At 56.8% G+C, this 14,513-nt stretch carries 12 protein-coding genes and 1 tRNA gene; 8 read left to right on the top strand and 5 right to left on the bottom strand.

The window, feature by feature from the left end:
* Nucleotide 1 precedes the first annotated feature (1 nt).
* Nucleotides 2-1,078, bottom strand: coding sequence for an AI-2E family transporter (locus tag ACR0D6_RS19360; protein ID WP_170655670.1), 1,077 nt, complete (start codon nt 1,076-1,078; stop codon nt 2-4).
* Nucleotides 1,079-1,260: 182 nt separating this feature from the next.
* Here ACR0D6_RS19360 and ACR0D6_RS19355 point away from each other — a divergent pair, with 182 nt between their 5' ends.
* Nucleotides 1,261-2,130, top strand: a complete 870-nt coding sequence (locus ACR0D6_RS19355; protein WP_480766719.1) for a YihY/virulence factor BrkB family protein — start codon at nt 1,261-1,263, stop codon at nt 2,128-2,130.
* 34 nt (nt 2,131-2,164) lie between these two features.
* Nucleotides 2,165-4,078, top strand: coding sequence for a multiheme c-type cytochrome (locus ACR0D6_RS19350; RefSeq protein WP_480766718.1), 1,914 nt, complete (start codon nt 2,165-2,167; stop codon nt 4,076-4,078).
* 297 nt (nt 4,079-4,375) lie between these two features.
* On the opposite strand, the gene ACR0D6_RS19345 is transcribed toward ACR0D6_RS19350, so the two are convergent.
* Both ACR0D6_RS19345 and ACR0D6_RS19340 read right to left on the bottom strand, forming a co-directional pair.
* Complete coding sequence (locus tag ACR0D6_RS19345; protein ID WP_480449471.1) at nt 4,376-5,092, bottom strand: RlmE family RNA methyltransferase; 717 nt, start codon at nt 5,090-5,092, stop codon at nt 4,376-4,378.
* Nucleotides 5,092-6,204 (bottom strand): Ppx/GppA phosphatase family protein, encoded by a 1,113-nt coding sequence (locus ACR0D6_RS19340; RefSeq protein WP_170655661.1) that lies wholly within the window; start codon nt 6,202-6,204, stop codon nt 5,092-5,094. Before ACR0D6_RS19340 ends, ACR0D6_RS19345 begins: the two co-directional genes overlap by 1 nt.
* A gap of 237 nt (nt 6,205-6,441) precedes the next feature.
* Between ACR0D6_RS19340 and ACR0D6_RS19335 the strand changes: the two genes are divergently transcribed.
* The 5 genes from ACR0D6_RS19335 (at nt 6,442) to ACR0D6_RS19315 (ending at nt 9,861) form a co-directional block, all read left to right on the top strand.
* Nucleotides 6,442-6,738 (top strand): virulence factor, encoded by a 297-nt coding sequence (locus ACR0D6_RS19335; protein ID WP_170655659.1) that lies wholly within the window; start codon nt 6,442-6,444, stop codon nt 6,736-6,738.
* Between the two features lie 25 nt (nt 6,739-6,763).
* Nucleotides 6,764-7,690, top strand: a complete 927-nt coding sequence (locus ACR0D6_RS19330) for a methylenetetrahydrofolate reductase (RefSeq protein WP_480766717.1) — start codon at nt 6,764-6,766, stop codon at nt 7,688-7,690.
* Nucleotides 7,691-7,699: 9 nt separating this feature from the next.
* Nucleotides 7,700-8,764 carry a methyltetrahydrofolate cobalamin methyltransferase gene (locus ACR0D6_RS19325; RefSeq protein WP_170655655.1) on the top strand — a complete coding sequence of 355 codons (1,065 nt, stop codon included), beginning with the start codon at nt 7,700-7,702 and terminating at the stop codon, nt 8,762-8,764.
* Between the two features lie 130 nt (nt 8,765-8,894).
* On the top strand, nt 8,895-9,722 hold the full coding sequence (locus ACR0D6_RS19320; protein WP_480766716.1) for a polyphosphate kinase 2 family protein: 828 nt from the start codon (nt 8,895-8,897) through the stop codon (nt 9,720-9,722).
* 65 nt (nt 9,723-9,787) lie between these two features.
* A tRNA-Gly gene (locus tag ACR0D6_RS19315) sits at nt 9,788-9,861 on the top strand.
* An 18-nt stretch (nt 9,862-9,879) separates the two neighbouring features.
* Here ACR0D6_RS19315 and ACR0D6_RS19310 read toward each other — a convergent pair.
* Nucleotides 9,880-10,737 carry a class I SAM-dependent methyltransferase gene (locus tag ACR0D6_RS19310; protein WP_480766715.1) on the bottom strand — a complete coding sequence of 286 codons (858 nt, stop codon included), beginning with the start codon at nt 10,735-10,737 and terminating at the stop codon, nt 9,880-9,882.
* 24 nt (nt 10,738-10,761) lie between these two features.
* Nucleotides 10,762-12,804 (bottom strand): ASKHA domain-containing protein, encoded by a 2,043-nt coding sequence (locus ACR0D6_RS19305; RefSeq protein WP_480766714.1) that lies wholly within the window; start codon nt 12,802-12,804, stop codon nt 10,762-10,764.
* A gap of 216 nt (nt 12,805-13,020) precedes the next feature.
* On the opposite strand from ACR0D6_RS19305, the gene guaB reads away from it, so the two are divergent.
* Complete coding sequence (gene guaB / locus ACR0D6_RS19300) at nt 13,021-14,469, top strand: IMP dehydrogenase (protein WP_480449476.1); 1,449 nt, start codon at nt 13,021-13,023, stop codon at nt 14,467-14,469.
* The last annotated feature ends 44 nt before the right edge of the window (nt 14,470-14,513 follow it).

Genomic DNA, 14,513 nt, shown 5'->3' with positions numbered 1-14,513 from the left:
CTCACTCCGTATCAGTTCTTGCGGCCTCTTCCCCTAAACGGCCATCGAGGGACATCATTATGGCTACGGGTCTGAGGGCGGGGATGTGGCTGAAGATGATCAGGATGCAAACAGTAAGGGGGACACTCAGGAATGCGCCGATCAGTCCCCAGACAGTGGTCCAGAACGTCAGCGCCAGAATGACCAGAAATGTGGACATGTTGAGGGACCGGCCAAGCATTGCCGGATCAAGGAAGTTGCCGATCAGAAACTGAATAGTCCCGCAACCCAGCACGATGATCAGAAACGGTCCTATGGATTCGAACTGGACTAGGGCGATCAGCGACGGGAAAACCACCGCAATGACCGACCCGATCGATGGTATGAAATTCAGAGCAAATGTCAGAACCGCCCATGTCTCGGCATATTCAAGACCCAAAGCGCGGAAAACGGAATAGCTGATCAGGGCGGTGATCAGGCTGATAAGTGTTTTGACCCCGACATAACGCTGCAGGCTGAACGAAATGGCATCCAGAACCGTGGCCAGTTCGGCCCCCAACTCCGGGCTGCCAGCGGCGAGCCTTATCTTTTTCCGAAAGGCCAATCGCTCTGCCATCAGAAAGGCGACATAAAGACTGATCAGGAAAAACTGGTTCAGTAGCGATGTGGCGCTGCCCAGCAGCAGGCGGGCGACAAAGGACATGTCGAGGCTGATCAGATTGTCGCGGATGAATTTTGTCACATCGTTGCCAACCAGTCCGGTAATACGGTTTACAGCGTTGTCGAACTGGCTTTCATAAGTATTGATGGATCGCGCGAATTGCGTGGCCTGACTGCCCATAATGTACATGATCATGAACAAACCGGCCAAAACCACGGTGACACCGGCAACGTTGGCCAGCCAAACGGGTGCGCGTGTCAGGGCAACAACCCGGTCGCTCAGTGCGATGATCAGCACATTGATCAATAGGGCCATGGTAAGGGGTATTAGAAATCCAGCGCCTGCATAGAGGCCCAGTATGACCAGGGTCGCCACAATCGTGATATCCCGGACCAGGGTTAGGTGCAGGCTGTACGTGTATTTGGCGGGTCGTGTCATGTTTTTTGCCTGCGGTTCGATCAAAATGGCGGGCCATAGGGCCTTGGACAATAGAACGTCTGAGCGATCCTGCACAGGCGGTTCGGTTTATGCAATGGCATCAGGCGGTTAAGCGGGAGAAATCGTTACCCATTGCGCTTTGATGGGTTCTGCGGGCGTCTGATGCAGGCTAGGGTGGGCGAATGACACGCCCGGCGAATCCCCAATTCGGACTTCCAGTTCAGGCATTGTGGCTGGCGTTGCGCCGTTTCAATGACAAGAACGGCTTTGTCATGAGTAGTCACGTTGCCATGTCGATGATGCTGGCACTGTTTCCTTTTGTGTTGTTCACAGTGGCTTTGGCCGGGGCACTGTCTCAGGATCTGGTGACGGACGAATTGATCGAACTGATCTTCGGGGCATGGCCCAAGGACGTGGCCGATCCCATCGTTTCCGAACTGCGTGCCGTCCTTGCCGGTGCAGGGTCGGGCGCCATCACGCTTGGCGGCCTGCTTGCGATCTACTTTGCGTCGAACGGAGTGAATGCGGTACGCACCGCAATTACCCGCGCCTACCATGACGAGGATGTCTGGCCGTTCTGGAAATCGCGCCTGCTTTGCATCGTACTGGTGATCCTTGGTGGGGCTGCGATCCTGGCCTTGGCTGCTTTTGAGCTGGTTTTACCGGTCTACACTCAACTTGTATCCGAGAATACGGCGGTGAACGTGTCTGAATGGTTGTCCGTCGACCGATTGCGCTGGACCTTCACCGTTGCCGTGCCAACGGGAACGGTTGTTCTGGCCCATCTCGTGTTGCCAACGCGCAGGCATAGTCTTGGCCAGATTTTGCCCGGCGTTTTGTTGACACTGGCGCTTTTGGCGGCTGGCGGGTGGGGATTTTCGGTCTACATTGGAAAATTCGCAACCTACAGCGCCACATATGCAGGGTTGGCCGGTGCAATGGCCGCTTTGATCTTTCTGTATCTGTGCGCTGCCATTCTGATCCTCGGAGCCGAGTTCAATGGTGCTTTGATTGATCTGACCAGCCGAAAAGCTGAGGCTGGGAAAAACTGATGTACAAGCCGGAAAAAGGTGCAGAGAGCAGCGCATGACGACGTGGGTATTCTCTTCGATTGCAGTGTTTGTTCTGCTCGCAACCAGCGTATCAGCGCAATCGCCTGAATATGTCGGATCAGATCAATGTTTGGAATGCCACGAAGAAGAAGCTAAGGCGTGGGCGGGTTCTCATCATGCAAAGGCCTGGACCGAAGTCAGCGATGACACGGTTCTGGCCGACTTCGACGGCACGGAGTTTCATCACGATGGCATGACGGCAACCTTCCGGCGGAACGGCGACTCCTATACCGCGCAGGTCACTGAAAAAGACGAAAAAACAACTGAATACAGCGTGCATTCGGTTGTCGGGGTTGAGCCGCTGCAGCAATATCTGTTTGAAACCGAACCGGGCAGGCTGCAAAGCTTTGATGTGGTATGGGACACAGAGAGGCAAGAGTGGTTTCATCTGTATCCGGATCAGGATTTACCGCCAGACGACGGCCTACACTGGACGGGACCGTACAAGAATTGGAACAGTCGTTGCGCCGAATGCCACGCAACGGGTTTTCAGAAGAACTTTGGTGCGCAAACAGACAGGTACGCGTCGACTCAATCTGAAATCGGGGTGGGGTGCGAGGCTTGCCATGGCCCGGCCTCGGCGCATTTAGACTGGGTGGCAGGAAAGTCGCCGGATGATCCGCTCGACCAATTTGGTTTTTCGGTGAATTGGGATGAAACGGAACCGGGAATTCAGCAATGCGCCGGATGCCATTCCCGTCGGGAAGCATTGGAAAATGGCAATCCACTGCCAGGTACCCCTTTTCACGATGCCTATAACCTCGCGCTGCTCCGGCCCGGTCTTTATCATCCGGATGGTCAGATTCTGGATGAAGTTTATGTTTATGGCTCGTTCCTGCAATCCAAGATGTACGCGCGAGGAGTTGGGTGCATGGATTGCCATGAGCCGCACGGGGCCGATCTCAGGGCCGAGGGGAACGCGATATGCACCCAATGCCATTCGCCGGCAGGCAACCCCAATTTCCCGACTCTGATCAACAAAGCCTATGATACCGCAGAACATCATCATCATTCCGAAAACAGTGAAGGTGCGCAGTGCAAAAACTGCCATATGATCGAACGGGTCTACATGGGCGTCGATGGCCGTCGGGATCACAGTTTCCGTGTGCCCCGGCCTGATCTTGGTCTTCGAATTGGTTCACCGGACGCGTGTACGGATTGCCATGAGGACCGCGATCAGAACTGGGCGGCCGAACAAATTGAAGGTTGGTTCCCCGACTCAAATCACCGAGGCAGGCATTATGGGGCGGTTTTTTCGACGGCCATAGCAAACTCGGCAGAGTCTGCCCCTGATCTTGTGGCAATCTCGCATGACGAGGATTTGCCCGGCATTGTACGCGCAACGGCGTTGTATCTTTTGCAATCTTATGGGTCGCCTGACATCGCGGAGCAAACTGCGCCGCTGTTGTGGGATGAGGACCCGCTGATACGGGCCAACGTCGCACCTTTGCAACGTCACGCTCCGCCTGCGGAGCGGGTGGAACGCCTAGTGCTTTTGTTGCAGGACCCAATGCGAAACGTGCGAATTTCCGCAGCAAAGGAATTCCTGACGATTCCCTCGGCGGCACTTTCGCCCAGCCAACGGGCTCTTGCAGGGCAGGGGATGCGCGATTGGCAGAGGTCGTTGTCAAACCGTCTAGACTTTCCGGAAACACATCTGGTTCTGGGGGGTATGGCACTCACCCTGCGCAATCCCGAAGCCGCCGAGCGCGCTTTTCGTGAGGTCGTGAGTCTGGACCCGCAGAGGGCCGAAGCCTGGCCCATGCTGGTTCAACTGGCCCAGATAAACCGGGGTCCGCAAGCGGCGCGCGACGTGCTGCGCGAAGCGATGAATATTCTGCCGAATGATCCCGCACTGAAAGACCTGTCGACGCAACTTGGACGTTGAATCGGCACGGTCAGGTCTGTTTTGCGCCATTTTCCCCGCAAATTGCTGAGATAGACAGAGGTTAGGAGTGATGTCTGACCGGCCTTAGAGGTGCTGTATGTCCAGGATTCAGAAGAGTTCGCAAGGTTTTGCTTTGCCCGCTAAATCAAAGGCGGGGATTCAGAGAATTGAAGAATTGCGATCCAGAAAACCTACCGATGTCAGTCACGGGGATGCGTTACTGTTGCAGGGGTTGGCGGTCGCGTCGTTTCGCGAACAACGTCTGCCCGAGTTGAAGCCGGACCGTCGATAACGGCTTCAGCCGCGGAACCCGGTGGCCACGACGAATTTTTCGGAGCTATCCGACCGGGACGAGGGCGGCTTTACATTCGCGACCTTCTCAAACTTTTGTTTGAGCAGTTTCTGCAGATCGCCTTCGGCCCCTCCGGCCAGAACCTTGGCAACAAAGGTGCCGCCCTGTTCCAGAACGTCAAACGCGAAATAGGCCGCTGTTTCGCAAAGTGACATGATACGCAAATGGTCGGTCTGCTTATGCCCGGACGAGGCCGCAGCCATATCGGACATGACCACATCCGCCTTGCCCCCCAGCCATTCCTTGACCGCCTCATCCGCGCCGTCATCCATGAAATCAAGCTGATGAATTTCGGCGCCTGCAATCGGTTCAACTTCTTGCAGGTCGATGCCCAGAATCGTGCCGATTTTTTTCCCTGACTTTTCGCCCAGCGCATTCACGCGTTTGACGGCCACCTGACACCATCCACCCGGTGCACAACCCAGATCGACCACCCGTGCGCCGGGGACCAGAAATCGGAACTTGTCGTCCAATTCCATGATCTTGAATGCCGCGCGACCGCGGTAACCTTCGGCCTGTGCACGCTTTACGTACGGGTCGTTCAACTGGCGCTGCAGCCAGCGGGTAGAACTCAGCTTGCGTCCGCGGGCGGTTTTAACGTTGACTTTCAGGTCACGCTGTCCGCGACCCGACGTGTTTTTTCCGCTAGGTGTCTTAGCCATCAGAATGGTCCGTCTTCCAGTACGCCGTCCGCACTCATCTGCGCATAAAGCAGACCCTCGCGCAGCCCCCGGTCCGCCACGGAAAGGCGGTCGGTGGGCCAGAGCCGCAAAAGCGCCTGCAAAATGGCCGAGCCGGACATGATAAGGGCCTGCCGGTCCTCGCCAATGCGCGGGTCACGGCGGCGGCCCTGAGGGCCGAGTTCTAGATAGCCACGTATGACTTTGTCAATCTGATCGCTGGTCATGCGCAAGCCATCGACTTTGGTCCGGTCATAACGCTTGAGCCCCAGATGCGATGCGGCGACAGTCGTGACGGTGCCACTGGTTCCAACAATCTGGAATCCTTCGCGGGCCTGTTCGTCCTTGTAGGGGGCAAAGTCGGCAAGGTTCTCTTCGAAGAACCAGCTCATCAGGGCAAACCGGGCCGAGTCATCCTCGACATCGTGAAACTGATCTCGCAAAGTCGCCACACCCAAAGGTACGCTGATCCAGTCGACCACCTTGGCAGAAGGAAAGGGGCTTTCGACTGTGTGAAACCCGTTGTGCAGCCGCATGATTGCCGCAGGCCGGTCCCGGCGCGGGATCGAAGAAATATCGATCCAGACCAGTTCGGTCGAGCCACCGCCGATGTCCACAACCAACAGCTGTTCTGTCTTGGTCGACACTAAAGGCGCGCAGGAAATGACGGCAAGGCGGGCTTCTTCTTCGGGCTGGATGATCTCAAGCGTCAAACCGGTTTCGCGTCTGACCTGCCGGATAAAGTCGCGGGAGTTCTTGGCCCGCCGACAAGCCTCGGTCGCGACTAGGCGCATCCGCTTAACCTTGTTCCGCTTCAGCTTTTGCTGACAGATACGAAGTGCCTGAATGGTGCGCGCCATGGATGACCGCGACAGTCGTCCGGTCCGTTCAAGGCCCGCGCCAAGCTGAACGGATTTGGAAAAACTGTCCACCACATGAAAGCCGCTGCCCTTGGGTTGGGCAATCAGCATGCGACAACTATTTGTTCCCAGATCCAATGCGGCATACAGCGCATCGGGATCGGGTCTTGCTGGCACGGGGCTTTCGACCGCTTTTGGGAACGCGCCCGCACCTTTGGGACGCCTGGGCGCCATCTTCACGCCCTCCGATTTCGAGTTACCTCGACCATATGTCGCGGTGTCCGGTCACGCAAGCGGCTCATTAAAGTCATGAGAATTTTGATGTGCCGTGTTTTGACGACGGCAGGTAAACAGTTCGATATCATTGCGGGCAAAAACGTCGCTGAGAATGCGTTGTGTGTCGAAAATCGACTGACCCGAACAACCATAGCCGTCTAGATACTGTCCATCAGGCTAGGAGGAATCAAAGCGATGCCCGACGTCACAATTGTTTATTGGCGCGACATCCCTGCTCAGGTCATCGTCGGCAAAGGCCGTCGAGGTGCCAAACGGCAGCTGGAGGAGCGGTTCGAGCAAGCCATTGATCGAGCCGCGATGAAAGTTAACGCAAAGGATGCCGATGCCTATCTGGCTGAATGGCGGAAGGCAGAACCTTTCGAGGTCGAAGGTGATCCGGCAGAAATCGCCGAGGCGCAGGCCCTGCGTCTGGAAACGGAATACGATCAGGAACGTGTAAAATCCCTGATCGCCAATGACGGTTGGGCGTGAGCCCTTACATTAATGGGAGGCCGCAATGGCTTTGCTGAACTTCAAGAAACGTGATGTGGCCGAAAAGGCCCCGGTGAACCCGACCGTCGAAGCCTTTCTGAAAGGCTATTCGATCGAGGTGATGCCGCGCACCGCCGAAAAGGTCGAGGATTTCCGCGCGCTGCTGCCCGAGGGCACCCGCGTCTACATCGCTCATATCGAGGGCACCCCGATCGAGGACATGGTCAAGACCGCCAAGCGGATCGCGGCCGAAGGGTATCCGGTCATGCCGCACTTCCCGGCGCGCATCATCAAGGATGCGGCGACTCTGGAGAACTGGATCTCGATGTACCAGGGTGAAGCCGGTATCGATCAGGCACTACTGCTGGCGGGTGGCGTTGCAAAACCGCATGGTGATTTTGACAGCTCGATGCAACTGCTGGAAACCGGCCTGTTTGACAAGGCAGGGTTCAAGCGTCTGCACGTCGCCGGTCACCCCGAAGGCAACAAGGACATCGACCCGGACGGTTCGACCAAGAATGTCGATGACGCGCTGCGCTGGAAGCAGAAGTTCAGCGAAACAACGGATGCGGAGATGGCGCTGGCCACACAGTTCGCATTTGATGCCAAGCCGATCATCGAATGGGCTGACAACTTGAAGGCCGCAGGTATCGATCTGCCGGTTCATATCGGTATCGCCGGTCCGGCCAAACTGCAGACCCTGATCAAATTTGCCATTGCCTGTGGTGTTGGGCCGTCGCTCAAGGTATTGCAGAAGCGCGCGATGGACGTATCCAAGCTGCTGCTGCCCTATGAGCCCAATGATGTGATCACCGAACTGGCCGAGCACAAAGCGACCAACCCGGATTTCAACATCACCAACGTGCACTTCTTCCCGCTTGGTGGCATCAAGACCAATGCCAACTGGGCGATCAATAACGGCGGTGCTTCTGCAGCGCCCGTAAACTCCTAAGGATCGGACATGACCCGTACAGTCGTAGAATCAAAAACAAAAACTGCCGTCCTGGGCTTTGATGAACCGTTCTGCGTGATCGGTGAGCGGATCAACCCGACTGGCCGTAAGAAGTTGGCTGCGGAACTTGAGGCGGGCGATTTCTCGACCGTCGAGAAAGACGCGCTGGCTCAGGTTGCGGCAGGGGCGACCGTTCTGGATATCAACGCAGGCGTCGTTTACAACTCGAACCCCAACCCGAACGAGACCGAACCGCCGCTGATGACCAAGATCGTCGAGCTGGTACAGGGACTGGTCGACGTACCACTGTGCATCGACTCGTCGGTACCTGGCGCGTTGGAGGCCGGTCTTGAAGCGGCCGAAGGCCGTCCGCTGCTGAACTCGGTTACCGGCGAAGAAGAGCGCCTGGAACTGGTTCTGCCGCTGGTCAAAAAGTACAACGTTCCGGTTGTTGCAATTTCGAACGACGACACTGGTATCTCAGAAGACCCGGATGTGCGTTTCGAAGTGGCAAAGAAGATCGTTGAGCGCGCTGCCGACTTCGGCATTCCTGCGCATGACATCGTGGTTGATCCGCTGGTTATGCCGATCGGTGCGATGGCAACTGCCGGTCAGCAGGTGTTTGCTCTGGTCCGCCGCCTGCGCGAGGAACTGGGCGTGAACACGACATGCGGTGCGTCCAACATCTCGTTTGGTCTGCCTAACCGTCACGGCATCAACAATGCGTTCCTGCCGATGGCAATGGCTGCTGGCATGACCTCGGCGATCATGAACCCGGTCGCGCTGCCGGTCGGCCCCAAGAAATTGGCCGAGAAGAAAGCCGAAGTCGAAGCCAAAGGCATCGTCCTGCCTGCGGACATGGACGACGAAACCTTCTGTCAGCTGTTCAACATCGGTTCGACTTTGCCACGCGCTGGTAAAGAGATGGAGGCCATTCGCGCCGCCAACCTGCTGACCAACAACGACCCGCATGGCGGGGCGTGGATCAAGTTCAACAAGGCTCCCGAGGCCGCAGGTGCCGAAGGCGAAGGCGCCCGTGGCCGTCGCGGTGGCGGTCGTCGCCGTCGCGCCTGATCCGGGTTTCACAAACAATTGCAAAGGCCGGGCACGTTGCCCGGCCTTTTTTCTGTCCGAAGAGCTGTTGCCAAAGCCTGTTTGTCCCGGAAGACTGAAGTCGCGCGAGAGACATTGAGAAGGTGGCCAAATGAAACAGCATCGTCCCCCCAGATTGTCGGACGCGGACTTGTCTTTGCGTTTGGGTAAAAAGGACTATTTTGAAGCTTTGGCTGAGCTGCAGACGAAACTGTCCCGCATTCAGCAGGCGTTTCTGTTCCATGGCAACAAGGGCGTCATTGTCTTTGAGGGATGGGATGCTGCAGGCAAGGGCGGTACAATTCGCCGTATCAGTCAGGCACTCGACCCGCGAAGCTTCAAAGTCTGGCCCATCGGTGCTCCACGCAACTACTATCTCAATCGTCACTATTTGTTGCGGTTTTGGGAGAGGCTTCCGCCTGAGGGGGCAATATCGGCATTCGACCGAAGCTGGTACGGACGCGTGCTGGTCGAGCGGCTGGAGAAGTTTACACCAGAACATCGTTGGCGTGCCGCATATCGCGAGATCAATGAATTTGAGCGTATGCTGGTCGATGACGGCACGCGCATCGTCAAGCTGTTCTTCCATATTTCACCCCAAGAGCAGATGGACCGCTTTACAGAACGCCTGCGTAACCCGATGAAACGGTGGAAGCTGACATATGAGGATTTCCGAAATCGCGAAAAATGGAGCGAAACCGAAATCGCTGTGGATGAAATGCTGGCCCGCACTTCAACAGATTTAGCGCCCTGGACCGTAATACCGGCCAACAACAAAAAGTACGCCCGTATCAAGGCCATGGAAACTATTGTTAATGTGTTTTCGCAGGATCTGGATCTGTCTGAACAGCAATTGGACATGCGAACATTGGATGAAGCCAGCAGGGTTCTGGACGTGGACAAGAACCTGATAGAAAGCCTGCGATCCCGTACCGAGTGAATGTGTGTGCGGGATCGATACTCGCTTGAACCTGCCTAGGGTGCGATGCTATCCAATCTCTCGCGGCGGGTATGATGTAATGGTAGCCTGTCAGCTTCCCAAGCTGAACGCGCGGGTTCGATTCCCGCTACCCGCTCCAGACTTTCTCAGTGGTGCTTTAATCGGGCCGACTGGCCTGAAACAGGTTAATCGTCGCTGGAATACGAACGCCCTTTTCCGTATTGAACTGTTCAAATTCCCTCGCGACCTCGGCTTGAATGGCCGCGGCATCCGCTTCGGTCCCTTCAAAATGCGATATCACCCGCGCGGCAGGGCCGACGCGAGCACACAGCGTGGCTGCATCTTGGACTGTCCCTTTTGGTGTCAGCGAAAGACCAACCTTTTCCGCATGAATTTGAACCAATCCGGCGTCTGACAACAGGTTAGCGACACTGTCAAGGTCCTGAAACGCCAATGGACCCGGGGCATTGGGGTCAACCTTGGGTGGGTTTCCAAGTCGCCTGGCAGCGGCGACAAAAGGCGTTTTGAACCAAAGATTGTCTGCCAGAGGTGCCCACGCGGCGAAGGTCATTTTTGCCTGCGGTTTTAGCGCCTTCGCAATGTTGGCAAAGGCGGCAACCGTGTCTTCAAAGAACATGACGCCAAAACGCGAAATCGCTGCGTCTCTGTCATTGGGTGGAAACGGTTCCACCTGCGCATCGGTGACCTCGAAACTTAGATTTTTCAATCCCTTGGCCCGAGCCCGATTTCGTGCACGTTCCAAAAAGCCGTTTGAGATGTCGATACCCAAGGCGTGGCCATCCGGGCCGACATGGTGCGCTGCTGCAATCGTGCTGGCACCGGTTCCGCAACCGATGTCCAGCACACGCATGCCCTGGGTCAAGCCCGACCGGCTCAGAACAAGGTCGAGAACTGGCTGCATCAGATGATCAAGCTGATCTTCGTATGTCAGCCAGCTTGTGCCCGACGCAGAATTTCCCCAGTACTCGGCCTGCTCTTTGTTTGCGAAATCCACGGGCACCTCTTTCAATTAATGGAACTATGCCTTCCGCCTGCGGCGGCGACCTGTTTTTTCCTCGTCTCCGCCAGTATTGAAGGAAGGCGCGGGCAGGGTGACAACGCTGGACAATTCCGGGAACGGGTCCGTTTTATGCGGAATTGCGTTGGCCGCAACAAAATGATCCTGAAACTTTGGCTCGATCGCGGTTTCCACCTTGGTGATTTCGCGAACGACACGTTCGATTTCGGCCCGCGACGAAATATTGCACAAAGCGATCCGCGCGCCTGTACCGGCTGCGTTGCCTGCGCTCATGACTTTGTCCAGCGGTGCATCCGGGATCATGCCCAACACCATAGCGTGTTTGGTCGAGATGTGGGCGCCGAAGGCACCTGCCAAAACTACGCGGTCGACTTTGTCGACGTTCATTTCATCCATCAGCAGGCGGGCACCCGCGTAGAGGGCGGATTTCGCAAGCTGAATGGCCCGAATATCGCCCTGAGTTACCGTCACCCGCGGTCCGCCTTCAGCGCTGGCGTCATGAATGAGATAAGAGTGTGTCCGCCCCTCGGGTATGCAACGCGCAGTGCCCGTTTGTTCGGCTGAACCGATCAAACCGCTTTCATCAAGCAAGCCGGCCATTCGCATTTCAGCAACGGCCTCGATAATGCCCGAACCGCAGATGCCAGTGATGCCGGTGGTTGCGATATCGGCGTCAAAACCTTCGTCATCCGACCATTTGTCCGAGCCTATGACGCGGAACCGTGGTTCCTTGGTCACAGGATCAATTTCGATCCGCTCAATCGCGCCGGGGGCGGCACGCTGGCCCGAGCTGATCTGAGCCCCTTCAAATGCCGGACCAGTCGGGGACGAGCAAGCCAGAACCCGGTTCGTGTTTCCAAGCAGAATTTCGGCGTTGGTCCCGACGTCGACGATCAAGACTAGATCCTCGGATTTTCCGGGCTCTTCCGACAGGGCGACCGCAGCGCAGTCGGCACCCACATGGCCTGCGATGCAGGGCAGGATGTATACCTGCGCACGCGGGTTCATCGCGGTCAATTCCATGTCTCGGGCGGGCAGGGACATACTCTCTGACGTCGCTAGAGCAAACGGTGCTTGACCAAGTTCCACCGGATCAAGACCCAGCAGCAGGTGGTGCATCACCGGGTTGCAGACAAACACCGTTTCGACGATCAGGTTTGCATCGATCCCGGCCTCTTCCGCGATGGACGTTGTCAGATCATTGATCGCCTCGCGGACGGCGCGGGTCATTTCCAGATCTCCGCCGGGATTCATCATTGCGTATGACACGCGGCTCATCAAATCCTCGCCAAAGCGGATTTGCGGGTTCATCAGGCCGGATGACGCCTTGACCTCGCCGGTTTCAAGATCGGTGAGATGCGCCGCGATCGTGGTCGAGCCGAGGTCAATGGCCAGTCCGAAAAGGCCACTTTCGTGCAGGCCGGGCCATATTTCCACGATTCGGGCCACGTCATCCTTATGGCTTTTGTGGACGGCCACAGTGACCTCCCACTTGCCCTTTCGCAGGGTCGGCTGAAGCTTGTTCATCAGCGACAAATCTGCCGTGACTGCCTCGATATTCCATTGCTGGCGCAGGGCGCGTTCCAACCTCTCCAGATCTCCGGTTGGCGAGTGCATATCGGGTTCTTCGACCACCACGAAATACAGCCTTGTTGCCGGATCCATCACGATGGCACGCGCGGCGGCGGCTTTGCGGACAACCTGACGGTGGACCTGGCTTTCTGGGGGGACATCAATAACCACATCACCCTGCACGGCAGCCTGGCACCCCAGGCGGCGGCCCGGCTTCAGGCCACGCTTGTCGTCATATCGCTGTTCGACCGCGTTCCATTCCGACAGCGCGCCATCACTTACAGTCACGCCATGTTTCGGAAATTCACCATAGGATGGTGTGATCTGGCACTTGGAACAGATCCCACGCCCACCACAGACAGAATCCAGATCGACGCCCAGCTGGCGTGCGGCTGTCAGAATCGGTGTGCCCACTGGAAAGTGGCCGCGTTTGCCGGACGGTGTAAAGACGACAAGAGGATCGGTGGTCATGAGAGGCCTGCCTTTGGTGTTCGCGCGTATTCCGCGCAGGATATGGCTTTGAGCGAAAAGAGAAAGGGCATTCAGCGGCACGTTTTGTGCGTCTAGCGTCGTTTTATAGCCCGCATCAGCATGCACAAAGCGACTAGTTGCGACGGGGGGCTTTCCCTTGGGTGAAATCCATGTAATAGGGTCACCGCCAAACGGGCTTTTGCATGGGGTTAGCAGATGCAGATTCGTGAGGCACTTACCTTTGACGACGTATTATTGGTTCCGGGCAGTTCGTCCGTCCTGCCATCTATGGCAAATACGTCCACGCGCGTGACACGCGAGATCACCATGAATATTCCGCTTCTGAGTTCGGCCATGGATACCGTGACCGAGGCTCGCATGGCTATCGCAATGGCGCAGGCTGGTGGAATTGGCGTCATTCACAAGAACCTGTCCGTCGAGGAACAGGCCCGTGAGGTCCGGCGGGTCAAGCGTTTCGAATCGGGTATCGTTTATAACCCTGTGACACTGCGCGCTGATCAGACTTTGGCGGACGCCAAGGCTTTGGTGCAGCGCTATAACTTCACTGGTTTTCCCGTCGTGGATGATGCCGGACGCGTTGTCGGCATCGTGACTAATCGGGACATGCGGTTTGCAACGTCCGATGACACTCCGATCCGGGTGATGATGACATCCGACAATCTGGCGATGCTGCAAGAGCCTGCGGACCTTGAAGAAGCGAAAAGCCTGATGAAGGCACGCCGGATCGAAAAACTTCTGGTCGTCGATGGCGGGGGCAAGCTGACCGGATTGCTGACCCTAAAAGACACGGAACAGGCCGTTCTGAACCCCACAGCCTGCAAGGATAGCCTGGGTCGGTTGCGTGTGGCTGCTGCGACGTCGGTTGGCGACTCGGGATTTGAGCGTTCCGAGCAACTGGTTGACTCCGGCGTGGACATCATTGTGGTCGATACCGCGCACGGGCATTCGCAGGGCGTTCTGGACGCTGTGAAGCGGGCCAAGACTTTGTCGAACGAAGTTCAGATCATTGCGGGCAATGTCGCCACGTCTGAGGCGACCAAGGCCCTGATCGATGCAGGCGCGGACGCAATAAAGGTTGGCATCGGCCCCGGATCGATCTGTACAACACGCATGGTCGCGGGCGTTGGTGTTCCGCAACTGACTGCGGTTCTGGACTGTGCATCCGCCGCCGGAGACGTGCCTGTGATTGCAGACGGCGGGATCAAGTTTTCAGGCGATTTCGCCAAGGCAATTGCTGCCGGGGCATCCTGTGCGATGGTGGGGTCCATGATTGCTGGTACGGACGAATCTCCGGGTGAGGTAATTCTCTATCAGGGGCGATCCTTTAAATCGTATCGCGGTATGGGAAGCCTGGGCGCCATGGCGCGCGGTTCGGCCGACCGCTATTTCCAGAAGGACGCAGCAAGCGACAAACTGGTTCCCGAAGGGATTGAAGGCCAGGTGCCTTACAAGGGATCGGCAAGCGCTGTGATCCATCAACTCGTGGGCGGACTGCGCGCAGCGATGGGCTACACCGGCTGCGCCACCGTCGAAGAAATGCGCAGAAACTGCCAGTTCGTGAAAATCACCGGGGCTGGATTGAAGGAAAGCCACGTGCATGACGTTCAGATCACGAGGGAGAGCCCGAACTATAGGCTTGCATAAACAATGACTTATGCTTGATAATTAACAAGATTGCATCAGTGAAA

The sequence above is a fragment of the Ruegeria sp. BJ6 genome, assembly GCF_056537885.1.
The sequence above is the reverse complement of the archived record's forward strand: the minus strand, read 5'-3'. Positions and strand labels throughout refer to the sequence as shown.